At 53.5% G+C, this 25367-nt stretch carries 21 protein-coding genes; 7 read left to right on the top strand and 14 right to left on the bottom strand.

Annotation, left to right across the window (positions count from 1 at the left end; all coding sequences use genetic code 11):
* Positions 1-82 precede the first annotated feature (82 nt).
* Together NNL21_RS20265 and fdhA are read right to left on the bottom strand one after the other, a co-directional pair.
* Positions 83-1825, bottom strand: coding sequence for an ABC transporter ATP-binding protein (locus NNL21_RS20265; RefSeq protein WP_204819786.1), 1743 nt, complete (start codon positions 1823-1825; stop codon positions 83-85).
* A 424-nt stretch (positions 1826-2249) separates the two neighbouring features.
* Positions 2250-3467, bottom strand: coding sequence for a formaldehyde dehydrogenase, glutathione-independent (gene fdhA / locus NNL21_RS20260; RefSeq protein WP_204819785.1), 1218 nt, complete (start codon positions 3465-3467; stop codon positions 2250-2252).
* A 292-nt stretch (positions 3468-3759) separates the two neighbouring features.
* Between fdhA and NNL21_RS20255 the strand changes: the two genes are divergently transcribed.
* Entirely contained in the window at positions 3760-4059 is a 300-nt protein-coding gene (locus NNL21_RS20255) for a hypothetical protein (protein WP_204819784.1), read from the top strand.
* 37 nt (positions 4060-4096) lie between these two features.
* Here the strand turns inward: NNL21_RS20255 and NNL21_RS20250 are convergent, their stop codons facing one another.
* On the bottom strand, positions 4097-6142 hold the full coding sequence (locus NNL21_RS20250) for a Na+/H+ antiporter (protein WP_204819783.1): 2046 nt from the start codon (positions 6140-6142) through the stop codon (positions 4097-4099).
* 275 nt (positions 6143-6417) lie between these two features.
* Here NNL21_RS20250 and NNL21_RS20245 point away from each other — a divergent pair, with 275 nt between their 5' ends.
* From NNL21_RS20245 to NNL21_RS20235, 3 genes are all read left to right on the top strand, one after another.
* Complete coding sequence (locus tag NNL21_RS20245; RefSeq protein ID WP_309145342.1) at positions 6418-7062, top strand: TetR/AcrR family transcriptional regulator; 645 nt, start codon at positions 6418-6420, stop codon at positions 7060-7062.
* Positions 7063-7168: 106 nt separating this feature from the next.
* Positions 7169-9397: an MMPL family transporter gene (locus NNL21_RS20240; RefSeq protein ID WP_204819781.1), complete on the top strand. Its 2229-nt coding sequence runs from the start codon at positions 7169-7171 to the stop codon at positions 9395-9397.
* Between the two features lie 352 nt (positions 9398-9749).
* Entirely contained in the window at positions 9750-10415 is a 666-nt protein-coding gene (locus NNL21_RS20235; protein ID WP_204819780.1) for an HAD family hydrolase, read from the top strand.
* A 222-nt stretch (positions 10416-10637) separates the two neighbouring features.
* Here the strand turns inward: NNL21_RS20235 and NNL21_RS20230 are convergent, their stop codons facing one another.
* The 4 genes from NNL21_RS20230 to NNL21_RS20215 form a co-directional block, all read right to left on the bottom strand.
* The gene (locus tag NNL21_RS20230) at positions 10638-11471 is read right to left on the bottom strand and encodes an amidohydrolase family protein (protein ID WP_204819779.1); all 834 of its coding nucleotides are present in this window, start codon (positions 11469-11471) and stop codon (positions 10638-10640) included.
* A 290-nt stretch (positions 11472-11761) separates the two neighbouring features.
* Positions 11762-12781 (bottom strand): SGNH/GDSL hydrolase family protein, encoded by a 1020-nt coding sequence (locus tag NNL21_RS20225; protein ID WP_204819778.1) that lies wholly within the window; start codon positions 12779-12781, stop codon positions 11762-11764.
* A gap of 89 nt (positions 12782-12870) precedes the next feature.
* Positions 12871-13866: an alcohol dehydrogenase catalytic domain-containing protein gene (locus NNL21_RS20220; protein ID WP_204819777.1), complete on the bottom strand. Its 996-nt coding sequence runs from the start codon at positions 13864-13866 to the stop codon at positions 12871-12873.
* A gap of 30 nt (positions 13867-13896) precedes the next feature.
* The gene (locus tag NNL21_RS20215) at positions 13897-14841 is read right to left on the bottom strand and encodes a zinc-dependent alcohol dehydrogenase (RefSeq protein WP_204819776.1); all 945 of its coding nucleotides are present in this window, start codon (positions 14839-14841) and stop codon (positions 13897-13899) included.
* Between the two features lie 197 nt (positions 14842-15038).
* Between NNL21_RS20215 and NNL21_RS20210 the strand changes: the two genes are divergently transcribed.
* Complete coding sequence (locus NNL21_RS20210; RefSeq protein ID WP_204819775.1) at positions 15039-15878, top strand: AraC family transcriptional regulator; 840 nt, start codon at positions 15039-15041, stop codon at positions 15876-15878.
* A 151-nt stretch (positions 15879-16029) separates the two neighbouring features.
* On the opposite strand, the gene NNL21_RS20205 is transcribed toward NNL21_RS20210, so the two are convergent.
* Together NNL21_RS20205 and NNL21_RS20200 are read right to left on the bottom strand one after the other, a co-directional pair.
* Complete coding sequence (locus tag NNL21_RS20205) at positions 16030-17013, bottom strand: zinc-dependent alcohol dehydrogenase (protein WP_204819774.1); 984 nt, start codon at positions 17011-17013, stop codon at positions 16030-16032.
* A gap of 18 nt (positions 17014-17031) precedes the next feature.
* Complete coding sequence (locus tag NNL21_RS20200) at positions 17032-18615, bottom strand: ThuA domain-containing protein (RefSeq protein ID WP_204819773.1); 1584 nt, start codon at positions 18613-18615, stop codon at positions 17032-17034.
* A gap of 154 nt (positions 18616-18769) precedes the next feature.
* Between NNL21_RS20200 and NNL21_RS20195 the strand changes: the two genes are divergently transcribed.
* A complete protein-coding gene (locus NNL21_RS20195) occupies positions 18770-19630 on the top strand; it encodes a helix-turn-helix domain-containing protein (protein WP_204819772.1) in 861 nt (286 codons plus the stop codon).
* 152 nt (positions 19631-19782) lie between these two features.
* Here NNL21_RS20195 and NNL21_RS20190 read toward each other — a convergent pair whose 3' ends face one another.
* From NNL21_RS20190 to ald, 5 genes are all read right to left on the bottom strand, one after another.
* A complete protein-coding gene (locus NNL21_RS20190; protein WP_204819771.1) occupies positions 19783-20328 on the bottom strand; it encodes an NADPH-dependent FMN reductase in 546 nt (181 codons plus the stop codon).
* Positions 20329-20375: 47 nt separating this feature from the next.
* A complete protein-coding gene (locus tag NNL21_RS20185; protein WP_204819770.1) occupies positions 20376-21017 on the bottom strand; it encodes a DsbA family oxidoreductase in 642 nt (213 codons plus the stop codon).
* 99 nt (positions 21018-21116) lie between these two features.
* Positions 21117-22367: a PucR family transcriptional regulator gene (locus tag NNL21_RS20180; RefSeq protein WP_204819769.1), complete on the bottom strand. Its 1251-nt coding sequence runs from the start codon at positions 22365-22367 to the stop codon at positions 21117-21119.
* An 80-nt stretch (positions 22368-22447) separates the two neighbouring features.
* Complete coding sequence (gene alr, locus NNL21_RS20175) at positions 22448-23605, bottom strand: alanine racemase (RefSeq protein WP_256555354.1); 1158 nt, start codon at positions 23603-23605, stop codon at positions 22448-22450.
* A gap of 107 nt (positions 23606-23712) precedes the next feature.
* Positions 23713-24846, bottom strand: a complete 1134-nt coding sequence (gene ald, locus NNL21_RS20170; protein ID WP_204819767.1) for an alanine dehydrogenase — start codon at positions 24844-24846, stop codon at positions 23713-23715.
* Between the two features lie 298 nt (positions 24847-25144).
* Here ald and NNL21_RS20165 point away from each other — a divergent pair, with 298 nt between their 5' ends.
* The gene (locus tag NNL21_RS20165) at positions 25145-25285 is read left to right on the top strand and encodes a hypothetical protein (RefSeq protein ID WP_204819766.1); all 141 of its coding nucleotides are present in this window, start codon (positions 25145-25147) and stop codon (positions 25283-25285) included.
* Positions 25286-25367: the final 82 nt, after the last annotated feature.

The raw sequence follows: 25367 nt of genomic DNA, 5'->3' as shown, positions 1-25367 counted from the left end.
GGAGATCATGATCCGGATCCCCTTGTGCCAGCTCTAATTCCAATTCCTTTTCCTTTTCCTTGCTCACGTGCCTTCACCGCCTCTATTCGTCCGCCGCTTCAATCTGCTGCCGCACATATTGCTCACTGTACCAGCCTTCTTGCCGCATAAGCGCTTCATGTGTCCCTTGCTCTATAATTCTTCCTTCATCCAACACGAGAATCCAATCGGCGTGCTGGACGGCGGACAATCGATGTGTCGTAATCAATGTCGTCTTACCGGCGCGTTCACTGCGGATGTTGGCGATAATCTCCGCCTCTGTCCGCGCATCAACGGCGGACATCGCGTCGTCCAGCAGCAGAATGTCTGGATCTGCGATAAGTGCTCTTGCGATGGATACCCGCTGCTTCTGTCCGCCTGATAACGCAACGCCCTTCTCTCCAACCAGTGTCGACATGCCGCTCGGCAAGAAGGTTAAGTCCTTCTTGAATGCCGAGGCCGCAATCGCGCGATCCAATTCCGCATCCCCCGCTCCGTCGCGTCCGAATAGAATATTATTCTTAACCGTTCGCGAGAAGAGGAACTGCTCCTGAGGCACATAACCATACCAGGACTTTAAGAGATCCATCTCGATCCGGTCGATCGGCGTACCCGCAATCGCAATCTGTCCTTGGCCGAGCGGATATTCCCTCAGCAGCTGCTTGATTAGCGTCGTCTTACCGCTTCCCGTCCGTCCGACGATGCCCAGCGTCTGGCCGTGCTGCAGCGCGAACGAAACATCGGTTAAGTTATCGACAGACGAGGATGGATACCGGAACGTCACATTCCGGAACTCGATCTGCCCTGCTGCTGCGACAGGCACAATATCCACCGGATCCGGAACATCCGGTTTCGCTCCGAGCGTCTCATTGACGCGATCCAATGAAGCGTTGCCCCGCTGCATAATGTTAATCATTTCGCCAATGGCGAACATTGGCCAGATCAGCATGCCGAGGTAGACGTTAAAGGCGACCAGGCCGCCAATCGTCAGCTCGTTGTGATAAACCAGATTAGCTCCGTAACCGAGGCCAATCAGGTAGCTGGCCCCGACAAATATTTTGACTGTCGGTTCGAACAGCGCATCGATGCGAACGACGGCAATATTTTTGCGCAGCACATCATCGGTGACTTCCGCGAACCGTTTCTCCGAAGCTCTCTCCTGCACATAAGCCCGGGTAACCCTTGTACCGGAGATCGTCTCAAGTACACTTTCGTTCATCGTTCCGAACGCGTCCTGCGCATCAGAGAACCGGTTATGGATCCGTTTGCCGTAGATCGAGACCAACAGAGCCATGAATGGGAGCGGCAGGATCGAGACGAGCGTCAGCTTCCAGGAGACGAACACCGACATCGTCACGAGCAGCGTTGCCATCCATAACGTCGAATCGATGAAGGTGAGCAGACCGAAGCCGGCTGTCATCGAGAGGGCCTGAAGGTCGTTCGTTGCCCGCGCCATCAGGTCTCCCGTCCGATTCCGCTCATAGAAAGACGGGGTCATGCGCAGAAACTGCCGCATTAATTTGGAACGCATCATTTTCTCAACGACGAATGCCGCTCCGAACAGCTTATACTGCCAAATGTAAGATATCGCATAGGTCAGTATGGTTAGAATGGCAAGCTGCAGCAGCGTTGTGGTCATACTCCCCCAAGTCAACGTGCCAAGTTGAATGGAATCGATCGCGCTTCCGACCATCATCGGCGGAAACACTTCAAGGATGCCGCAGATGATCAGCAGTGTGATCGCCACGATATATCTCTTTTTCTCGAGCTTGAAAAACCAGCCCAGCTTATGCAAAACCGCAATCATGAGGTTCTGTCTCCCCTCTCACTCTCCAAAATGTAGAAAAAAAACAAAGCACACCGCTCTAGAGACGGTGTGCCTTGGTCCTGCTTTATTAAAAAAAGCGCACGTCACGAGGATTCGTGACCTGCGCCTTGATTACATTACATCTAAGAACATTACCGATGCGACAGATCAATCGCCGGTTTGTTCGTCAAGGAGGCCACGACATGTATGCAATTGTACGATCGTTTGACGAAACTTTTCGGCAATTTGACGAATATTCGCATTAAACATGTCTAAGTCACTCCCTTTCTTCATCTGGCTTGCAATTCGATACTTCGTAAGTTAACACGCGGGACAAACCGTTGTCAACCCTATTAATGGTAAATTATTATGCCAATATCACCCTAATTATGCAGATTCGCTTCACTTCAACCCGCGCCATCTATTAAACCTTCACCAAGCCATGCGGGTCGATGACGAATTTTTTGGAGGCGCCTTTATCGAACTCAGTGTAGGCAGCAGGTGCCTCCGCCAGCGAAATTTTCGTCGCGTTAACCGCTTTGGCGATTTGCGCTTTGCCGCTGAGAATAGCCGCCATTAGATTGCGGTGATACTGCATGACCGGCGTTTGACCCGTTACGAACGTATGGGACTTCGCCCATCCGAGGCCAAAACGTATTTTGAGCGTGCCGATTCTTGCATCGTCATCGACGGCCCCAGGGTCGCCTGTTACATAAAGTCCGGGAATACCCAGACGTCCGCCAGCCCGGGTGACCTGCATAATCGTATTCAATACCGTAGCAGGTGCTTCGCCATGCGCATGGCCGTGGCCGTGCGCTTCGAAACCGACGCAATCCACAGCGCAATCCACTTCGGGTTCACCGAGAATCTGCTCGATCTGTTCGCCCAAGTTCGGATGCTCCCGCAAATTGACCGTCTCGCACCCGAAGCTGCGCGCCTGCATCAGCCGTTCAGCATTCAAGTCGCCTACGATGACGACCGCCGCACCCAGCAGCTGGGCTGAATGCGCGGCTGCCAAGCCGACCGGACCGGCACCGGCTATATACACCGTAGATCCTGGCTTAACACCAGCGCTTACTGCGCCATGATAGCCCGTCGGGAAGATGTCCGAGAGCATCGTGAGATCGAGAATTTTCTCCATCGCCTGCTCTTTATCCGGGAACTTCAGCAGCTGAAAGTCCGCATACGGCACCATCACATATTCCGATTGTCCGCCGACCCAGCCGCCCATATCGACATAGCCGTAAGCCGAGCCCGGTCTGTCGGGGTTCACGTTATCGCAGACATGCGTGTTGCGCTCCTTGCAATTCCGGCAGCGCCCGCAGGCAATGTTGAACGGAACCGAGACGAGGTCCCCTTTCTTGATGAACTCCACGTCACGCCCGACTTCAATGACTTCGCCCGTTATTTCATGGCCTAATACGAGACCGCTCGGGGCTGTCGTACGGCCTCTTACCATATGCTGGTCACTGCCGCAAATATTCGTGGTCACTACTTTTAGAATAACGCCATGGTCGCATTTGCGCCCTACGTTCAACGGGTTCACACCTGGTCCGTCCCGAAGCACCAAATCCGGGTATGCAATATCCCTTACCTCCACCTTGCCTGGTTCCACATAGACGACTGCCCGATTGTCCATCATTCCTTCACTCCTCGTTCTGGGATAGGCCAAACGTAAGCGTATTCATGGATCGTAAAAGATATAGGACTATAAGTGAAAAACGACAGAATTGCCCTGCCTCTATTACCGCCACTATTATACAGGGGTTGTCCTCGTTTTTTCCAGTATCTATTTTGCTGAAAATTCATGTGATCCTGCTGGTTCTGACATTGATTTCGCCGAATCGATCCGCTATAATTTGGTCCATTATCCACTTAGCTGAGGACTTGGTCAACAAGAAAGATACGTACGAGGAAAGGCAGGTTATAGCCGTATGGCTCTTGGGATAACAAGGCAAGAATTGAACCAATGGAAAGCCGCGGTCTCCCGTGGAGAGATCGCTTTTCTCACCCATTATTGGTTAGACAACCGCTTTCCGAATATTCGTACCGTTACCAAAGTCGGGTGCTCCGACCTGGATCGCTTATCTGGCTGGTGCTGGGACAACGGGCTCAATCCTACGTATATTCACCATCGCCAGGACTACCCCCACTTCGACCTGCTCGGTTCCAAGCAGCTGGAAATTCTGCAGCGCGAAGGACTGCTTTCCCATATCGAACGGTTTCGATTATAGAAATGCAAAAAAGCCCGGGTCATCCCGGGCTTCTAAACTAGCCTTCCTCCAAAATAACGGTCTCCAGCTCGTTGACGAACCGTCGCAGCTTGGCGGCGATTTTCCGATTGATCTCGCCTTTCTCATAAAGCGACTCCACATAGTCACGCTGCCCCTGCACCGCATTGATCTGAAGATCAAGCTCACGCTCCTCCGTTAAACCTTGCTCATTCGAAGAACCTGACCCATCCCGCAGCCCTTTCTCCTTCACAGCCTCTAGCTGATTCGCATGTCTTTGCTCCCTGCAGCCCTCCTCGGTACTGCTTACTCTTGCCTTGAGCAGCTGGTAATGAGCGATGACGACATCAGCGGCCGTTCGATTCTGATCATTTCGCGAAGCTTGAACGGCTTTGAGGGCTGCATCTGCCATGAACGATTTGGCTTCCAGCGCACTTAGCCTGTCGGGGCAGCTCGAAGCATCGGCACCATTCCCGGTAACGGCGAACAGGCTGGATACCAAGCGGCGCACCTCTGTCCATGAGCTTATAAATTTCTCGTCCAAGCGCTCGACTAACAGCACTTCTGTCCGGTCGATGATATCACCTAGCTGATCCGCCAATTCCGGCGATAATTTTCCCGCCTGCTCCAGACGATCCAACTCCTCGCGTTCGGCCCGAAGTCCCACTATGCGGAGCTCCGCCTCAAGCCGGCGCATGAAGCCATTCTCGCGCCTCTCGTCTACGCGCTGCAAGCGATGGATCCGCTCCATGAACTCGGCAACCATTGAGGAGATTTGAGCCGAATCCTTGCCCTTCATCGCCCGCTTCAGCCGCTCTACACCCGCGCCGACCATTCCTTCGAAAGCCGCCTTCTCCGCCTCCTCCGGCCCTTCCGAAGCTTTCAGCAGAAACGGAAGAACGACGCTTGCGATAATAAGCGACAGCAAGATGACTCCCCCCGCCAGAAACAGAATCAAATCCCGCTGCGGAAAGGGCTCCCCATTCTCCAGAAGGAATGGAATCGACAATGCGCCGACCAGCGTTACCGCGCCGCGCACGCCCGACAGTGACGTAACGACTGCAGCCCGCAAGGTAGATCCGCGTGAGATGAGCAGCAGCCATGCAAACCGGATGACGATTAATAACGCGGTAATGGCCACAACGTACCCGATGACCTTCAAATTATCGAATGCTGCGCTTTGAAAGACGGTGTGAAATAAACCTGGAATAACGGCGCCCAGAATCACGAAGACCAGGCCGTTCAGTACGAATATGACGACTGACCACGTGCTGGCCGATACTACCTGCAGCTTGAAATGCGGCGAGGCGGTCCGATCCTTCTCGATGGCATGAATAACGCCCCCGGCGACAACGGCCAGGATACCGGATAGACCGAGCTCTTCACTAATGATGTAAATAAAGAATGGCGTTAACAGCTGCAGCAGCATATGCGTCGTAACATCCTCCATCCCAAGCCGGCGGAGAACCACGCTCAAGCGAATGATCAAGAAGGCGAGGATGGCGCCAACCAGCAGCCCGCCTACCGAAATTAGGACAAAGCTGCCTGCGGCCTTCGGCAGCGAGAACGAACCCGTCATGGCCGCGGCAAGCGCAAACTTGAACGCCACCAAGCCGGAGGCGTCATTCATGAGCGCTTCCCCTTCGAGCAGACGAAGCACCCGCTTGGGCAGGCGGATCCGTTTGGCCATCGCCCCGACGGCGACGGCATCCGTCGGAGACAGAATAGCCGCCAACGCAAAGGAGGCGGGAAGTGATAGCGACGGAATCATCCAATGAATCGCATACCCCGCCACGAGAACCGTTGCAAAGACAAGTCCCAGCGCCATTAGCAGAATAGGTGCGCGAAGATTCCAGAGCTCTTCCCGCGGCGTTCGCTTGCCGTCATTAAACAGCAGCGGAGCGATAAACAGGACGAAGAAAACCTCCGGCTCAAGCTCCAGATGAATGCCAGGCGGGACAATGGCAACGATCGCACCCAAGGCCATCTGAATGAGCGGAACGGGGATAACGGGGAGAAAACGATACAGAACGTTGGACAATCCAATAAGTGCAATAAAGATGAGTACGATCAACAATAATTCCATCTGTCCAACTCTTCCCTTCGTACCAGAACTCTCTTTTACCTTTTTACCCTTTCCTCCCCGATATGATACAGCGAATCTCTATCCATGTTTCAATATGGGTAGGATGGCCGCTAATCCCGCTCCCGGCGTCCATAAATTCAGATTTCATAGCTCTGTGCCTATTTATGTGACAACGAAAACAAACCTTATACAAAACATTGACAACAGCTTCTTACAAGTGTAATGTTCTTATCAAGCGATAACGAAATAACCTTAATGGATGGGAGGAATATGCGATTTCTAAGGCGGGAAGCAAGAATGCATCTCAAGAGACGCGCGCCACTATCATCAAGACCGCCAAGAAGCTGTTCATGGAGCTTGGCTATAGAGCTGTTTCCACCAGGCAAATTGCCGATGCCTGCGGTTTGACGCAGCCTGCCCTGTATCATCATTTTTCCGATAAGGAATCGCTCTATGTGGAGGTTCTGCAATCCGTTTGCATAGAGACGCAGCATGCGCTGGAGAGGATCATTAAGCGTGAGCAGCACATTCGGGACCGCCTCGTCCAAATTGTCTATTTCATGATGGTCAACCATCCGGATGATCTGGGCACGATGTTTCACGATATTCGGCATGAGCTTAGCGCTCCCTCTCAAGCCATTCTTCTGCAATGCTGGCAGGAAGCCTATCTTTTTCCTGTAATCCGCGTATTCGAAGCCGGACAGCAGAGCGGCGGGCTGCGCGATCCCCGTCAATTCGGCACGGATGCAGCCATGTCCGCCCGATTGTTAATGGGGCTAATCAGCCAATCCCTTCAGCGTCCGCCAGTCCCAGGCCAAAGCCAAGGACTAGGCCCGAGTGTCACCAAAGGCTTGGAGCAGCAGGCAGGCACGCTAGTCGATATCCTTCTGTATGGATTAGCATCGCCTGATGATCGTTGAAATCCGTCAACTGCGGATTTTGCGATTCATGCCGCCCTCAGCTTATCAGTTGATAAGGAACTTCTTGACTTGCCATTCCACTAATATTGCGGAGGATGAGTATACCATGTCCGTAGGACCGTTCGAGAAATTTGCCCAAGCGGTGGGCGGAAACAAAGGCAAGTGGATCACGCTGGCCGTATGGCTCGTGCTAGTTGCTTTGCTGAATGTGCTGCTGCCGCAGGCGAACTCGCAGGAAGACAATACGATGAGCAATTTTGATTCCAGCAAGCCCTCCGTTCAAGCCGAGATGCTTGCGGAAGAACAATTCCCATCGGGCTCCGGCTTTCCCGCCCTGCTGACCTGGTATCGCCAGAGCGGCATTACCGACGAGGACCTCTCTAATATTCAGAAGCTGTCGCAGGAGCTCGGCGCCAGCCCCGTGCCTCATCAGCAGTTCGTCGTCCCCTTTGATCAGATGCCCCTCCCTGCGCTCAAGCAGCAATTATCGGAGGATGGCACCACAATCGTACAGACGGTACTGTTCGATAAGTCGGTCGAGTCCTCCGAGCTCAAGCTTGGATTAGAGGCGATTACAGCCAAAGCCGAGGCCATCTTCAAGGTCGATCCGACCCAGGTCAAGCTGGGAGATGCAAATCAGATCGCTGTCCGGATGACCGGGCCCGTCGGCATTGCTGTGGATGCGAGCGGATTGTTCAGCAGCGCGGACGTATCACTGCTTATCGCCACTGTGCTGCTCGTCTTGATTTTCCTGCTGCTCATCTATCGTTCACCGGTACTGGCTCTAATTCCGCTTATAGCCGTTGGCTTTGCATATGGCGCTACGACACCGCTGCTCGGTTGGATGGCTGAACAAGGCTGGATCGCCTTTGATTCACAGGGTCTGTCCATTATGACCGTTCTGTTATTCGGTGCCGGCACCGACTACTGCCTGTTCCTCATTGCCCGCTTCAGGAGCGAGTTGAAGGAGGAAGGCAGCAAGCTGACCGCTCTTAAGCGGGCATTCAGCGGCTCATCCGGTGCCATTGCCATGAGTGGATTGACTGTCGTCTTCTCACTGCTCGTGCTGCTGCTCGCCCAATACGGGACGATTCAACGGTTTGCCATTCCGTTCAGTCTGGCGATCCTCATTATGATGATTGCAAGCTTGACGCTGGTCCCTGCCTTGCTTGGCATATTCGGGAGAATGTCCTTCTACCCGTTCGTTCCGCGGACGAAAGAGATGCTGGTGGACAGAGCGAAGAAGAAAGGGAAGCCTGCTCCGGTATTCACATCGAAGCCGACCTTCGGCGATCATCTTGGTAACAAGGTTGTCAAGAAGCCATGGACGATTACGATCATTACCCTGGTCGTACTTGTCATCGGTGTCGGATTTGCCACACAGATCAAATACACGTTCGATACCCTTTCGTCCTTCCCGGCCGACACGCAATCCAGAGAAGGCTTCTCCTTGATCGCGGATCATTTTAATCCAGGTGATCTGGCGCCGGTGCAAGTGATGGCGCAAACCGAGGGCAAGGCGGCTGATGTAAAGGAAAAGCTGGCTGCACTGCCGTTCGTGAAGGTTGTATCGGATGCCCGCGAGGGGGAGAAGGATCCTGCCCTGCTTCTATATGAGGTACAGCTGGCGGATAATCCTTACTCCATCGCCGCGATGGACAGACTGCCGGAGATTCGCAGCACGGTGCAGGCGTCCCTGGAACAAGCCGGCGTCGCAGAAGCGGCAGATAAGGTTTGGATTGGTGGCCAGACGGCCGATCAATTCGATACCCGCGAGACGACAAGCCGCGATGCGCGGGTTATCATTCCCGTCATTATCGTTATGATTGCTCTCCTGCTGCTCGTCTATCTGCGCTCGATCGTTGCCATGGCCTACTTGATGATAACCGTTCTGTTATCGTACTTCAGTGCACTTGGCTTAGGCTGGCTCCTGCTTCACTATGGCTTTGGGGTGGATGCCATTCAAGGGCTTATCCCTCTGTATTCCTTCGTATTTATCGTTGCGCTTGGCGAGGACTACAACATCTTCATGGTATCAAGCATCTGGAAGAAGAGCCGCGTGATGCCGCTTGCCCAGGCGATTAAAGAGGGCGTGTCGGAGACCAGCTCTGTGATTACGTCTGCCGGGCTCATTCTGGCCGGTACATTCGCCGTGCTGGCTACACTCCCTATTCAAGTGCTCGTACAATTCGGGACGGTAACCGCAATCGGCGTCCTGCTGGATACGTTCATCGTAAGGCCGTTCCTCGTCCCTGCACTGACGGCTATTTTCGGAAAGCGGGCCTTCTGGCCGGCCAAATACGAGGAGCCGACGCTGCAGCCCGATCGGAGCTGATCTGGAGCTAGGTCGAGAGCTTGAGCGGGTGTCCCGACGTACATTGCGGCTGCGGCCCCGCGTTATAATGAAGAGCCTTCGAGCCCACTATATCGCGGGTTGAGGGTTCTTCTTCTGTGCGCGCAATATACGATACGATGTGCTGTTCGGCGCATCGTTGACCGCTATGGCTGCTCATTCTTGCGGATGACGTCGAACAAGTGAAATAAATGCCATGAATGTACGACGAGTCACAAAAGCTGCAGCAGTGAAATTGCTTGGCTACAAGCCGCTCTAGCATTGACAGCGGAATGAACAATCGCTTATTCTAAGGCCGGGCATCAAAGGATTAGAGATCAGGGAGGTTGGATCGGTGATTAAGGCGGTTTTATTCGATTTCGACGGCCTTCTGCTGGATACGGAGACGACAGAATTTCATTCGTTCCGGCAGTTGTACCGCAGCTACGGACAGGATATCGGGATTGAGGAATGGAGCGGATGGGCCGGGGCGGTCGGCGTACGGGAGAAAGCGTGTCTCCGGCTCGAGGAATTGCTCGGGGAACCGCTCGCTCGCGAGGAAGCCATGCAAGTGCAGCAACGCATGTACGGGGAATTGATCGCCGGGCAGCAGCTGCTTCCCGGCGTCATCGACATGCTGGAGGACGCCAAGCGAATTGGGCTGAAGATCGCGCTGGCCAGCAGCGCCACCTCCGAATGGGCTGTCGGCTATATTCGCCAATACGGCATCGACCATTACTTCGATGTGTTCCAGACAAGGGACGGTGTCGGCCGGGTCAAGCCGGACCCCGAGATTTACCTGCGCGCGCTGGATCGGCTGGGCGTATCGGGCCACGAGGCGATCGCCTTCGAGGATTCCCCGATCGGCTCTCAAGCCGCGACGGCCGCCGGCATTCATTGCGTCGTCGTCCCAAGCGCGATTACGAAGGGCTGCGTATTCAATCATGCCAAGCTGCGGTTGAACTGCATGCTCGACATGCGGCTGGAGCAGATCATCGCGTCCGTCACCGCCGTCGCGTAAGGCAAGACGGCCGAACGCCCGCCAAGCCGGTTTCGGCTTGGCGGGCGTCTTTACGTCTTCCCGACAGATCGATTCATCCCGACCTAAGTGAACGGCCCCCGCTGAATATCAGTCGAATCTTTAGAGAGAACCAGTCTGATCCCCATGGCTAGAAGGTCAAAAAAAGCCCGAACAATCGCATCGCGACTCTTCGGGCTTTCGTCCGTATTCCATTCGATTGCCTTACACCTTGATGCCGTAGAATCGCGCGGCGTTGCCGCCATATACGTCGGCGCGTTCCTCTTCGCTCCAATCCCCTGTCAAGCATGCCTCAAACAATCCCACGGTTTGGTCATAGGTCGCGGATAGCGTGCATACCGGCCAGTCCGATCCGAACATGACCCGTTTCCTGCCGAAGGCCTCAATGGCCCGCAAGGCGAATGGTTGAATCCCCTCGTTCGTCCACGGCTCATCCAGTGTCCCGGGTACCATGCCGGACAGCTTGCACATCACATTCGGGAACGAGGCGAGCTGCTCCATCTGAGTACCCCACGGTTCCAACGCACCTGATGGAATGTTCGGCTTCGCCAGATGATCCACGACAGCGCGCAGATGCGGAATCTGCTCCAGCAGCTGCACGAGAAAAGGCAGATGCCGCATGTTCGCCTGCAAATCGAGAGGAAACTGTGCATCCGCCAACACGCGCAGATTCTTCACGACGATGTCTTGAAGAATCCATTCAGATGGCAGATCTTGAATCATCGGCCGGATTCCGACGAAGTAAGGATCCTCCCGAAGCCGCAGCCACACCTGCTCGAAATCCGGAGCAGTCAGATCCACCCAGCCAACGACGCCTGCTACGGTCTCTTCCTCTCTGGCGATGCCAAGCATAAATTCGGTTTCGGCTACAGTCGGGGCAGCCTGTACAATTATGGTCCTATCAATGCCGTGGGACTTCAGCAGCGGCTTCAAATCCTCCGGCATGTAGTCGGCATATAATCGTTTTACGGAAGGCTGCAGCCATCCGTAGTCGGTACGGGAGGTCAGCCAATAGTGCTGGTGGGAATCGATCTTCATCCTATTTCCTCCATGTTTTTACTTTTATCCTACCATGTAAGGCAGCCCATGAGAATACATCTTACGCTAATCAGCTCGAAGCAGATGTTGAGCGGTCCCCGTCGTTTAGAATACAAAGGGACTGTCCCAGATCATTCCCTCTTTGCATTTTATATCGATCATGGTTATGGGGATGCGCTCCTACAGGCGATACATCCTCTCATTTCTTTATCGATGGTGGAAGAGGAAATCGAACAGGGGTGGTGCGGGAATATTCCCTGCGCCACCCCCTTACTAGTATACAAACAGCCTTATTGTTCGGCAGCCGGATGCCCGAGCATGTCCGCAAACGCCAAGTAATATAAATAATGGCCATAATCATTCGGATGGTTAATGTTGTTAAGCAGGAGACTCTCCGGCGTCTTGCCTGCTGCAAGCTCGCGCTCCCATACCGCAGTCACGTCTGCTACGCCCAGCCCGTATTCGATGCCCAACTGCCTGATGACGGCCGCATATTCACCGGTTTGTCCGCTAGTGTGGCGCCATAGCGGATTGGGTGCGCACGGAGTTACAAGTACGATGTCGCTGCCGGCTTGATCGCGGAGCACTTCAATCATGCGGCGTAAATTTTGGTCAAAGTCTGCTAACGGAACACCATTGCCATGCTCAAATTTATTCTGGTCGTTCATGCCATAGCCGATCGTAACGAGGTCGGGATTAAGGGGCAGCAGATCTTCCTCTACCCGGCCCGCTCCGCCATCACTGGCCTCGCCGCCAATCGCCTTATTAACGATGCGGATGCTCCCCTTCGGATACAGCCGCTTGAGATGGTCGGCAAACCGATGGAAGTAGGTGAACTTGTCCTCGCTTGCTTCGCCTCCGGTGCTGATGCTGTCGCCATATACCGCATAAAGCACTTCTTCACCGGCTTGCAGCTTACTCGCAATACGCTTCAGTATATCTGCCTGGCTGCCGCTGGATTTCTGCTCAGCATGTCCCGTTTCCTGCCCGGAATCATAGGAATATCCGGCATACACCGTATAATTCCGATTGCTGTAATCCTCAAATAAGGTATGGTTGAAATCTTGAATACCGCATAAGACGTGCTTCGACCAATCGGGAATCCGGCTCTCGGCTGTCCGGCCGATTAACCCGTTCTCATAGTCGACGATGTAATCCACGCCTTCCTCGTACAGTACCCGGTCCGGATGCAGCGCATCCGCATGACTGCTGACTTGAACGGAATCGCTTTTGTTGGGCAGATGCCTCAGCTTCAATAATTCCTCGCTTACGAATACGAACGATTCAGCCGTTTGTCTCCTCATTGTCATCGACGAACCTTCTCCTCTTCCGATGGCATTCATGGCTTCTTCGTCTGGGCGACACTTGTTGCGGTCTGTTTGGCGTCACCCAGCGGAATTTAGCCTTCACTTCTCCAGTCTAGCACAATGCCCAGGAAAAATTCGGATTTTTCCAAGATCAATTTCCATGCCTCCGCGCCCTGACTAGCCGGCAGAATATGTGTAATCAGCGGAGTTGTTTGCAGCCAGCCTTCCCGAATGCCCTCAAGCGTCCCATCCATCCGCTCCTGTGACCAGCCGGACGGGGAATGCAGCGTCATCTCCAGCGGCCGCAGCTCCTGAATATCAACCATGCCCGTCGTCCCGAGGAAACCGGCCGATACGAGATGGCTGTTATGCTGCATGGCAGGCATCAGCTGACGGAACGTATCCATGGCACCGATCGAATCGACAACGACCGCAATGTCGCGCCGGTCCCCGATCGCCTCCTGAATCGACTGCTTCCGGACATTGACCCCGCGTATTCCTTCAGGAAGAAGGGCCAATCTGCGATCATGGCGGCCGAGCAGCAGCACCTCCGCACCGCGGTGGGCAAGCGTCTGAGCCGCCCATTGGCCGACCATCCCGTCACCGATCACGACGGCGAATTCCCCTTCCTTGATCGTCGGACGCATGCCGCAATTATAGCCAACCTGCGTCAGAACGAGCCCGCTGTACGCGATCGGGTCGGCGCCTTCGGGAAGCTTCCATACTTGGCTCTGGTGGGTGACGGCCGGATTCACATGCCCGCCGTGGTCGAAGGCCATTCCTTCGACACGGCTGACCGATGCGAATACCCGGTCGCCCGGCTTCAGATCCCGCACTTGATCGCCGACGCTGCGTACGATACCGACCTTCTGATAACCCGCAACTTGAGGGAAGGGCAGGATGTCCTCCGGACGTGTCACCTGCTCACCCGTCACGCGTTCCCCCTTCAGGAAGGAGGATTCGGTACCGTTGCTAATCCATGAATATTCCAGCTCGACGGTGACCTCCTCGGGTCCTGGTGAGGGCACTTCGACATCCTCGAAGCTAACTTGATTTACATCCGTAAACACGACGGCTTTCGCTTTCATAGAGAACCTCCTGATTCAATTAGGATTGGATTAAAAATCGGTCGGAGGAAACGCATACACTTTAATCGCCTCTTGTCTCCGAAGAAGTGCAACCGTCTCTCCATAATTGCGAAGAGGGACATGGTGAGTCTGCAGGCATTCCGTGTTCAAGCCGCGGTTCGCAACCAGATCGAGCAGAAGCGCCTGATCCTCTGGGCCGAATTTGCGGTAGCGGTACGATTCAAGCCGGGTGCCCAGGAACCATAGATGCTCCCCGTAACGAACCTCGCCCTTCAGCACCCCGAATACGATCAGATGCTTATCCACGCGATCCAGAAGCCCTTGGACGGAAGGAGCCGCGCCGACACAATCATAGCCTAATTCAAAGCGTTGATCGCCCAGATCATCCACATGCACCGCATGGCCAATGCCCAGTTCGTTGACGTAGGCGATGCGATCCCGGTTGATATCGATGGCCGTTACGTTCGCCCCGAGCAGCCTGGCTGCTTGAATCGCCAATAGGCCTGCCGGCCCTAAGCCGGATACGAGCATCGACTTGCCCTTCAGGTCGTCGAACTGCAGCAGCCCGATCATCACACATTTGAGCAGCTCGAAGGAAACGGCCTGCTTCCATGACACGTTATCCGTCAGCTTGATCAGCTCATCCTCACGGTAATTCAAATATTCGGCATATGACCCATTGCCGCTCAGATGCTCAAGTGCGGCAACCCGGTCGCCGACCTTGAGCGATTGGACGTTAGCGCCGACAGCCGTGACGGTTCCAGCCATTTCATGCCCTGGAAATCCCGGAGGAAGCGGATAATCCGGTTCACGGTCAGCAACGAACATATCTTTGCCTGCCATCATGCTCATGTCCCAGCGGGGACAGGTCGATACAATCTCAATACGGACCGCTACTTGATCGTCTTGAAGCTCCGGCTGTGGAATATCGATAATTTCGAAGGTTTCTTTACCAAGAATTTGCAATGCCTTCATACCATCAACGTCCTCTCATATTTGGATTCATATTCTTTTTCCTGCATTCAGTGTACAATAAGGATTGTCTAACGTCTTTGCACGACATGTTCCAGTATGTCATCATGAGGTCTTTATTTTCCAAGTCATCCTGAGGGATTTCACAATATTCGATTGAACAATATTGACTTTTCATCTCACGCATTGGAGGGACTCTGTTGAAAATTCGTGTATGCGGTGCGGGTACCCAGGTTCGGTCGGACGATGTATGGGCAGGCGGTGTCCATGCCGCCAACTATGAAATGCTCTATATCGTCTCCGGCAAAGCAAGATTCCATTGGAACGGGCGTGTTTGCATCGCTGAAGCGCCTGCCATGTTCCTGCTGCCGCCTCTGACACCGCATCAATTGGAAAGCATCACGACAGAGGTCAAATACCGCTTTCTCGAGATAACGGACATCGAGGATAGCCCGTTGGATCGTCAAACGATGGATGAATGGAATGAACTTCAAGCTCATAACGATATCTATTCCAGAACCGTATTGGCTGCCGCCATATTGGAATCCTTCGACTGGATCTATCACCTGCACCTTACCGGCGAAGCCCGTCTTCATCCCGATCTGGAGCAGGTGTGCTTGCTGGAGGTGAGCAAGATTTACCGGCTGATTGCATACACCCTTAGCAGCTCACCCCTGCCGGCAGGCAATCCGGATCAAACGGCAGGCCGGGACGTCGAACAAACCGTTGACCGGCTCGTCGACTTTATGGAGTGGCGCTACAAAGAAGAAATAACGCTAACCGCGCTTGCAGATCTGGTCCACCTCAATCCTTCGTATCTCATTCGCATGTTCAAGAAACACAGAAAGGTCACACCCTTCGAATTTTTGCGTGATTTGCGCTTGAAGGCCGCCGTCAGCCTGTTGTCGGGAAGCAGCATGCCCGTGCAGGAGATCGCTCATGAAACCGGCTTCGGAAGCGTTCATTATTTTTGCCGGCTGTTCAAGCAAACCTATGGACAAAGCCCAGCAGAATGGCGCAAGCAGCTGCGGAAGGGTTAATATTCTTTCCCTGAAGCAGCGGGCCTTAACTAAGGCTGCAGATCCGCGAGCTGGCGTTGAGGCTATAGGATCCAAGAGCCACAAAGACCGGCATTCCAAGGAATATACTCCCTTGGAATGCCGGTCTTTCGCCTAGCCGATGCGATATTAGCTACGTATCTGCGATTCCCTGCCAATCGAACAAAATAAACAGCTCTGGATATTTGCCGTCGGCGAGATCGTTATACACCTCATTCACATTGCGCGGGGAGACTTTACGGGTGAAGACGGATAAGTCGGTTAACCCCTCGGATAGCCATCTCATCCCCTTATGCAGGTCCGTAAAGATGCTGTGCGGTTGAAAGTGTCCAGGGCGCAGCGGAATTTCCCACTCCCATCCGCTGCGGATAACCACATATTGATGGAAGATAACCGAGAGCAGCTCATGGGCGTAATTATCCGTCCGACGCTTCCAAGGGACACCAATAAGCACGACCTCTCCTTTAAGCCGGGCAAATTTGGCGCCGGCCAGAACGGCAGCTTCATGGCCCGAGCACTCCAGAACGAGCGCCGCCCGGCGATTGCTCCACGCGGGATCATCAATCGGAGGCTCGGCATAGACATGCTCAATTCCGGAGGCCCGTGCGGCCTCCTGACGTCTTGCATCCGGATCGCAGATCATCACTTCATAGCCGCAGCGCTTGAACAGATGCGCGGCAAGGAAGCCGACCGGTCCGGCACCGGTAACGAGTACAAGCTCGCCGGGTCTGGCAGCCGTCGTCATTAGCGTGGTCATGCTCACATTCAATAACCGGGCAAGCACACCCTGGTCGGGATTCAATCCATCCGGGAGCCTAACGGTATCCCCTGCCGGGACATGCTGGCTGCTCTGATGCGATCCCATGCAGAGCACATGATCGCCTACCGTCAGATCGGTTACGCCTTCGCCCACCTCATCGATCCGGAATACAGTGGCGTATCCCGTACGGCGGGGCTCCTCCAGCTCCACCATGAATCCCGACATCAGCTCGGTTCCGGGACTTATTAAGGAATAAACGGATTGGCCGCGTACATGTCCAGGCTCACACCGCTGAATGCCAGGCTCGCTCACCAGCTCCGCCTGACGATTACCATTGATTTGGACTGCATAATTCATTGTGCATACCCGCCTTTACTATAGTTTATTGGCCGTCCACAGCACGCTTCTTCGCAGCATTTCCCTGACTTCCTCGACTTCATAAGCCGCCCGGTCATGCCCAAGCAGCGTCTGAAGCACCCGCCCTCTGCGATATCTCGTTGTCCACGCCAAAGGTTCGTGCTGCCCTGTGTTTACGGAGTCCGCCCCATAGAGCACATGAACGCCCTCACTATTCTCTGCGCCTTCTAGATGACTGGCCTCTTGCCGGTAGTAGAGCTCATCTTGGATGTCGAAATCCGACAATCCGCTCGTAATCGGATGCTCGCGATCGGTAATTTCCACCTTAAACGAACCATAGTGGTCATGCGCGCTATCGCCATGATGGTTCCATACATGCGGGACCAGCTTCCGGTATTCCGGCCAATCGGAGCCGCCTGCTTCCGGCAGCGAGAAGTGGAAGGCGCCATTGGAGAAGTGCAGCACGACCAGGCCGCCGCCTCTCTCCATGTGCGCGATCAATGCGGACTTCGCCTGCTCGCTCAGGCCCAAGGGGTCTTTCCAATTGCAATAATTCAGCACGATGGTGTCGAATTCGGACAAATCCCATTGTCCAAGCGCATTCGCATCCAATGTCAGTGCCGCCGTTATGCCGGGATTCTCGTGAAGCGCTTCCAATATAAGCGGAGTCGTCTCCTCCCAATTATGCCACTTATGCTCGTCATTGCCGGCCAATACCAGCGCCCTGACCGTATGCTCGGATACAACCGCCCGGCCATCGCTGCCCATTGCCGCGAATGCCTGGTCAACCACCTCATCCGCATAGAATCGGCTGTGGATCCCGCCTGCGGGAATCGCGAAGCCCGCCGCCCATAACAGCGCTTGAAGGTGAATCCTTCGGAAGCCTTCATCCTCCCAGAGCGAGTAAGAATGCCCTGCGGTCGTCACGAAGGAGCGTCCACCGTTCTTCCGTTCAAGCGTCCATCCCACAAGGTTTGCCTCCGGATGATCACCCTTCAGCTCCGGAATCGTCCAGATCGGGGTCCGTCTAGGATCATCGGGGATCATCCTCAGATGAAAATAAACCTCGTCCTGGAGCGCAATCGTGTCCGCTACTCCGGTACAAACTGGATGCTCCCGGGAAGACAGATCAAGCTGGCTGCCCAAATCGATTTTGGAATACCAATTCCGCTCGCCCTGCTCATCCTCCCATTCGAAATATCCGCCTGCCCATTCCAGAACGGACTTCCCTTCCTCCCTGGTGAAGAAGGTGGAGAAATGCAGCAGGATCAGACCGCATCCGCGGTCCATCAGCCTCTTCATGAGAGACATCCGCTGCTCGGTGGCCACGAACGGAACATCCCGATAGAGCTCACCGTCTCTGCCATCTGTTACAAACAGCAGCAAATCGGCATCCTCCAGCACCTCGTCGCGCTCCGGCCATCCCCCGCTTACCGCATGCACCTGCAGCCGGTCACTATAAATCGATTGGTCGAGCAATACCTTGAGCAAGCGCACCGTCTTATCGTACTCATGCGCCCCAGGTCCATGACTCGGTTCACCGGCAATCAACACTATTTTCTTCACGTTATTCAATTCCACATTACCGTCCCTTTCACTCATGAAATGGCTTCCTCTAATTTGTACCAAAATTACCGGGCAATGAACATGATTGCACGTATGAATATATATCTGAGAGTCCAATCGCGGCCCTGCCGATTTTTTAGGATGATGTTTGGGACGGGTCCATGGTAAAGTATAGGCGGGGGGTGTAATCATGCAAAACTGGGGCGATCTGCTAACGGTACCGATACGGCTGGAGCACTTAGACGTGGGATGCGGAGACAGTCCGCATGAATGGATTCATAAGAAGACCGTTCCCTTCGGCATCATTGCTCAAGCCGTCGAAGGCACCTACATCGTACATACACCCGAAGGAAGCCAGAGGGCAACGAATGGGGGCGTGTTTATTGCACCGGCCAACCTTCCCCTGGAAATCATCCACAGAGCTCAAGATGGAACGGACATTATGAAATTTCGTTTCGTCCACTTCCGCTTTACCTATATGGGTACGATCGATCTGTTCGATTTATACGATCTGCCCACGCAGACCGATGAGATAACAGACCGGATATACGGCGATATCATTCAGCAGATGCTGGACATTAAGGAGCAGGAGAACGGTCTCTCCATTGCCTATTGGGCGAAGAAGAACGAGCTTGCCTATCGGCTGCTTGCCGTTCTGCTCGAGTCCTCCGTCCCCAAGGAGAAATACGCCTCCCGGGTTGCTCTGCTGAAAGAGCTGCAGCCTCTGCTCAGCTATATCCATCTTCACCTGCAGGAGTCCTTGGATATCGATCAGCTGCTGAAGGTATTCCCTTACTCCCGTTCCTCGCTCTTCATGCAGTTCCGCAATCTGTTCGGCCAAACGCCGATGGAATACATAAAGACCGTACGATTGGACCAAGCGTTTCTTAAGCTTTGTTCCACCTCGCTAACCGTAGCGGAGATCGCGGAGACAACAGGCTTCTCCAACAGCTTTCATTTTAGCCGAGAATTTAAAGCCCGTTACCATGTCCCCCCTACATTGGCCCGCAAGGAATATCGACACTGGGAAGAAGCTACGACATCATCTTGAACCGAATGATTGGGATAGTTGCTTCTATGCAAAAAAAAGCTCAAGCAGAGAACGGCAATCACCGTTTCTCGCTTGAGCTTGTCATAATCTGATTACGTACACAGTAGGAACAAGCGGCTTGCGCCTTCCTCTTGCGTCGTAGTTTAATTCTTCTATCGCTGCCCGACCTTAACGGCAAGATTCTCGATCAGCTGCTGCAAAATCTTCAGGCCATTCGGATCCGTGAATGCGCCTGACTCGTCGAATTTCAAATGAGCTTGGGACAGCTGGAATTCCGGACGGTTGACAGGGTCCATATTAAGAGCAAACAGCAAGTTGCGCAAGTTAATTTGAGCACGGGCGGTGCCGCCCATCCCCATCGTCGATCCCATGATCGCAATCGGCTTTAAGGCCAGCGGAGTTTGGACGATGGGGCGGGATACCCAATCGAGCGCGTTTTTCAGTACGCCCGAGATTTGTCCGTTATACTCCGGCGTACTGATCAGAAATCCGTCTGCAGAACGGCAGAGCGCCGCAAACTGCTCTACCGCAGCAGGCAGATTGCTCTCGTCGTCCTGATTATAGAGTGGAATTTGCGATATATCGGCAAGCGTGAATTGATAGTCTTTGGGTAGAAATTGTTGGGCTTGTTGTAGCAGCAGGGTGTTATGTGAACCCTTACGCAAGCTGCCCGAAATACCGACGATATGTTTTGTCATTGTGAACGCTCCAATCTCATCATGTTGTTATTGTACTCGTTATCCCTTTAGTTGTGCTCTTCGCCCCAAGCCTTCTGCAGAGCTTCTAGAAAAACCTCGCTCGGCTGAGCGCCAGACACCGCATACTTGCGGTTAATGACGAAGAACGGAACACCTTTAATGCCAAGCTGGCTGCCTTCTTGTTCATCGGCTCTTACATCCTGAGCATATTGATCACTGGCTAACACCGCTGACGCTTCATTCCGGTCGAGCCCAATTTCGGCCGCTAACTGAGCCAAGGTTTCCCGGTCGCCGATATGAGACGAGTCGGTAAAATAGGCTTGGAATAACCGCTCTTGCATTTCAGCACCCTTCCCCTGCGCAGCCGCATAATGGGTCAGGCGATGGGCGTCAAAGGAATTGGTGGGAATCATCGTGTCGAAGTGGTAGGTGAGCCCCACGGTTTGCGCTTGCGAGGCTACATTATCGTTAGCCGCCTTAGCTTGTTCGAGACTCATCCCGTACTTGGACGCCAGTATCTGATCCATAGAGAGTCCCGGATCTTTAGGCGCATCAGGCCCCAGCTCGAAGCTGCGGAAGACAACCTCCACATTGTCCTTGTGCGGGAATTGCACCAATGCATTCTCGAACTTGCGTTTCCCGATATAACAGAAGGGGCACAAGTAATCAGACCAAATTTCAATCTTCACTCTATCATCTCCTTGAAACCATTCTACAACTTGAACAAGTATAGATTAGTGTAACTCATTTGGTTGCAGTTAAACAAGTTGTGCGGAGGTCGGGAGTTCTCACTCTAAAATCTGATTCATCAAATCATTCTCCTCGATGAGCAGGTCCAAGTAGAGTGATAATAAATAATTCATATCTTTCAAATGATGGCCGGTTATTTCCGAGATTCGATTCAGCCGGTAGTTTAATGTGTTCACATGAATGTGAAGCATGGAAGCGGATTGCTTGGGATTGCAATTGCAGGACAAGTAGACCGAGATGGTTCTTATAAAATCGCTCTTATGCTCCTGATCATGTTCTCTGAGCAGCGCTACGTAAGGATTGGGATAATCATTCGTCTTCTTGTGCTCTATGATCAGGGGGAGATGCATGAGAAATCCGAGATCATCGTAGTGCCATATATTCCGGGTATGGTAGGGCAGCATCCTCTTGATCGTTAAGACGGCATTCACCTCTTTATAGGCAATAACCGCACTTGTGTATCGTTTGAACGCCGCGCTGCAGCCCGCGAGCGTGACGATCAGCTCGTAGTTCTCTTCTATTTTTCTGGTGAAGGATTCGATAAAGGCGGAAATGAGCTTCTTGCTGGCATGCGGGGAAGTAAGCGAGAATAATCCGATGGCTTGATTGCCATCCGATGAGAGAAAAGACAAGCGCACTTGAGAGAGCGACGCGATCATGGAACGGATTTTGTTCAGAGTCTCGGCATTCAACGGCTTATGGAACGCGAATATAATCACGTAATAGGAGTCAGGGAGCACGATCGACAGCTTCTCTGCATCCTGTTTGATGACCGATTCGGATGACGTATAACCGGTGAGCAACTTCCAAAAGAATTCATCATGCGTCTTTTCCAGCTTGGTTTTGCGGCTGCGCTGCTTCAACAGATAGAACTTCGCTGCCTCCGCAGCCTTGGCCAGTAAGGCCTCCGCATGGTCTTCGTTCAAGCTGCCGGAGTCTACGACCCATATATAACCAAGAATCATATCCTGATTCTTAATGCAGATCGCCAGCCGCGGCCCTAAGCCGACCTCCATCAGAGCCGGAATCCGAACCGCCTGCGATGAGGTTTCGAGCAGATGCATGACGCCTTTCTTCCGTAATCCGGCGATGACGGTATCGGGCACCCGTCTGCCGACAATGGTCGCAATTCGTGCCGGATCGCTCTCGTATTGGTGCGAGCTGTAGGCGATGACATTATGATTGGCATCTTCGATCGTTAATTGGGATTGAACCATTTCGCTCAAGGCATCCGCTAACGATTCCAAGCTATCGAATGAACGTTCAAAAGAGGTATCCGGTCCTGTCATCTGTCTTTTCTCCCAACGAGTAGTATGTATTAAGCTTAGTATACTATGCTTCATAGGGCTAAATCACGGCAGGGAAACATTTAATGGTAGCGCCTTGGCACACGGCTGCCGATCGTGCAGACGACCTCATAATTTATCGTGCCCGCAAGCCTTGCAATATCATCGATGTTCACATTCAACGGCGCTAACCCGTCACCGATGACGACAACCTCGTCACCCGCCTCGCAACCCGTTACAACAGCGGTTACATTCACTATCGTTTGATCCCTGCCTATCTTGCCGGCAATCGGCACCTTCATTCCGTGAATTGCGACCGTTTCAACCTTGGATAACCACAGGAATAATCCATCCGCCCAGCCGATGTCCAAGGTTGCGATAACAGCTTCTGGAGTCGGCCGATAGCTGCAGCAGGCGCGGCTTACGGGCTGAGAAGCGGATATTCGTTCTAGTGAAGTTATCCTTGTCTTCAAGCTCATCGCCTGCACAAGCCGAATCCCGCCGTGCCGATTCTTCATATATTCACTTGGATACAAGCCATATAGCGCGATCCCGACCCTTACCATATCCAGGTGCATCTGCGGAAACCTCATCGTCCCCGCACTATTACAGCAGTGCTTCAAGGCAATCGGGATGCCCTGCTCCTCCAAATAATCCGTAATCGACCGGAACCGCCCGAATTGCTGAAAGGTATACGACTCGTCCTCCTCATCTGCATTCGAAAAATGTGTGAATACGCCTTCCAGCCACACATAAGGATGCCTCTGTGCCGGCTTGGCTAGAGCCAAGGCTTCCTCCCGGGTCCGGACGCCTAGCCGCGACATGCCGGTATCGATCTTCAAATGAATGATTGCGGTCAGCATCAAATCAGAAGCTTGGACGATCGTTTCGTCAATAGCTTCACGATTATAAACAGTCATCGCAATGTCATTCATGATCGCTTGTCTAATCGAACGTATTGGCGTACAGCCCAGCACCAGGATAGGCGCTATAACGCCGGCATCCCTAAGCTGCAGCGCTTCGTCCAGAAAAGCAACGGCCAAGTAATCGGCCCCTGACTTAAGCAGGATTGCAGCCGCTTCCACTGCGCCATGGCCATAGCCATCTGCTTTGACTACCGCCATAAGCTTCGTGTTTGGTCCTAGCCGTTGTTTGAACTGCAAGGAATTATACGCTATGGCTTGCAGCGAAACCTCCGCCCATGTATCCCGGCAGCAATCGATATCTAATCGGTCGTTCAATTCCAGCATCCCCTCATCCGCTTCTGGAGCATGTATACGGGAAACAACAGGCAGCCGTCCACTGGAAGACCGGCTACCTGTTCGTTAATTTCCGTATCTTCGGTTTCTTAGCTAGCCGCTGTATGCTGCTCCAGGGCTTCGTCGAACGGCGTGAAAGCTGTGCCAAGAGCAGAAGCTACAGCGGCGCATGTGATGCTGCCGTTAGCCGTGTTAACGCCGCTTTGTAATGCGCCACTATTCGTCACGGCTTGAACGACGCCCTGATTCGCAATCTGCAGCGCATACGGCACCGTTACGTTCGTCAACGCAATCGTCGATGTTCTCGGCACCGCACCTGGCATATTGGCAACCGAATAATGGAGCACCCCATGCTTGACGAATACCGGATTGTCATGGGTGGTTACCTTGTCGATCGTCTCGACGATGCCCCCCTGGTCGATCGCCACATCCACAATAACCGATCCGGGCTTCATTGTTTTGACCATGTCCTCCGTAACCAATCTTGGCGCCTTGGCGCCCGGAATCAATACGGCTCCGATCAACAAATCCGCTTCCGATACGGCCTTGGCGATATTGAACGGATTCGAGATCAGCGTCTGAATTTGCGAGCCGAATATATCGTCCAGCTGCCGCAATCTGTCGGCGGACAGATCGATTATCGTGACCTCAGCACCCAGTCCGATCGCCATCTTCGCCGCGTTGGTGCCTACGACGCCCCCGCCGATGATGCTTACCTTCCCTCTGCTCACGCCCGGCACCCCTGCCAATAGGATCCCTTGGCCGCCATTCGATTTCTGAAGATATTGAGCGCCAATCTGAATGGACATCCGGCCGGCCACCTCACTCATCGGCGTCAGCAGCGGAAGCGTGCGGTTAACCGCAATCGTCTCATAGGCAATGGATACGACTTTGTCATCTTGAAGCGCCTTTGCCAAGGCTGGCTCAGCTGCCAGGTGCAGGTAGGTGAACAAGATCAGTCCTGGACGAAAATAGCCGTATTCACTTGCAAGCGGCTCTTTAACCTTCATGATCATCTCCGAGGCGTGCCACAGCTCAGAAGCTTGATCAACAATCTCGGCGCCCGTTAGACGATAATCTTCATTGGTGAATCCGCTGCCAATTCCGGCATCCTTCTCGACGAGTACGCGGTGGCCCGCGTTGTTCAATATCGTAACTCCGGCTGGCGTTATGGCGACCCGGTTTTCATTGTTCTTGATTTCTTTAGGAATCCCTATAATCATGTGGGCTATCTCCTTTTTGTTCTGGTTTAGATTCGTCATTTCCTTATGTCAGAAATCATAACATACGATTTGCGATTTGAATTTGGTTAAAAAATGAAGTTGAAATTAACGTTTTGTGTTTTTGCACAATGGGGGAAGCAGTCGTTTTGCTAGTGCCGTGGAAATAAGAACACTTTGGAGGTGGGGGGGCATACGGAGACGATGTGAATGCGTTTCACTGATCCGCGTAAAAGTCTACCTTCGTGACGCGCTGCGGTGAGGCGACATTGGGATGCTGGCTAGGGCGGTGGCTGCTGGGATGGCACGGCGGCAGGCTCAGGCCGCTGATACGGTAGAAAAGGCCGTTACAGCGGCTGTGGCGCCGGCGGAATGCGAGCTGTTACGCCGGCGCCACAGCTGCAGCCGGATCCCCTGGCGGGACCCGGCGCATGATCAATAGAGAAGGCCTGTCGCATTACATGCCCATCCCTCAATAATAAAAGACCACAACGCGAGAATTCTCACATTGTGGTCTGATCACT

This window comes from Paenibacillus mendelii, from assembly GCF_024498075.1.
GTDB classification, from domain to species: Bacteria; Bacillota; Bacilli; order Paenibacillales; family Paenibacillaceae; genus Paenibacillus_Z; species Paenibacillus_Z mendelii.
Note: the sequence above shows the minus strand (reverse complement) of the source record. Positions and strands in the feature narration are given on the sequence as shown.

Excerpts from the sequence above, each read along its gene's own strand:
- NNL21_RS20265 (WP_204819786.1), bottom strand. The coding sequence starts at position 1,825 with ATGATTGCGGTTTTGCATAAGCTGGGCTGGTTTTTCAAGCTCGAGAAA.
- NNL21_RS20215 (WP_204819776.1), bottom strand. The coding sequence starts at position 14,841 with ATGAAGGCATTGCAAATTCTTGGTAAAGAAACCTTCGAAATTATCGAT.
- NNL21_RS20195 (WP_204819772.1), top strand. The coding sequence starts at position 18,770 with ATGCAAAACTGGGGCGATCTGCTAACGGTACCGATACGGCTGGAGCAC.
- NNL21_RS20165 (WP_204819766.1), top strand. The coding sequence starts at position 25,145 with ATGGCACGGCGGCAGGCTCAGGCCGCTGATACGGTAGAAAAGGCCGTT.
- NNL21_RS20250 (WP_204819783.1), bottom strand. The coding sequence starts at position 6,142 with ATGGAATTATTGTTGATCGTACTCATCTTTATTGCACTTATTGGATTG.
- NNL21_RS20180 (WP_204819769.1), bottom strand. The coding sequence starts at position 22,367 with ATGACAGGACCGGATACCTCTTTTGAACGTTCATTCGATAGCTTGGAA.
- NNL21_RS20240 (WP_204819781.1), top strand. The coding sequence starts at position 7,169 with ATGTCCGTAGGACCGTTCGAGAAATTTGCCCAAGCGGTGGGCGGAAAC.
- NNL21_RS20205 (WP_204819774.1), bottom strand. The coding sequence starts at position 17,013 with ATGAATTATGCAGTCCAAATCAATGGTAATCGTCAGGCGGAGCTGGTG.
- NNL21_RS20255 (WP_204819784.1), top strand. The coding sequence starts at position 3,760 with ATGGCTCTTGGGATAACAAGGCAAGAATTGAACCAATGGAAAGCCGCG.
- NNL21_RS20225 (WP_204819778.1), bottom strand. The coding sequence starts at position 12,781 with ATGACAATGAGGAGACAAACGGCTGAATCGTTCGTATTCGTAAGCGAG.
- fdhA (WP_204819785.1), bottom strand. The coding sequence starts at position 3,467 with ATGATGGACAATCGGGCAGTCGTCTATGTGGAACCAGGCAAGGTGGAG.
- ald (WP_204819767.1), bottom strand. The coding sequence starts at position 24,846 with ATGATTATAGGGATTCCTAAAGAAATCAAGAACAATGAAAACCGGGTC.
- NNL21_RS20230 (WP_204819779.1), bottom strand. The coding sequence starts at position 11,471 with ATGAAGATCGATTCCCACCAGCACTATTGGCTGACCTCCCGTACCGAC.
- NNL21_RS20190 (WP_204819771.1), bottom strand. The coding sequence starts at position 20,328 with ATGACAAAACATATCGTCGGTATTTCGGGCAGCTTGCGTAAGGGTTCA.
- NNL21_RS20200 (WP_204819773.1), bottom strand. The coding sequence starts at position 18,615 with ATGAGTGAAAGGGACGGTAATGTGGAATTGAATAACGTGAAGAAAATA.
- NNL21_RS20220 (WP_204819777.1), bottom strand. The coding sequence starts at position 13,866 with ATGAAAGCGAAAGCCGTCGTGTTTACGGATGTAAATCAAGTTAGCTTC.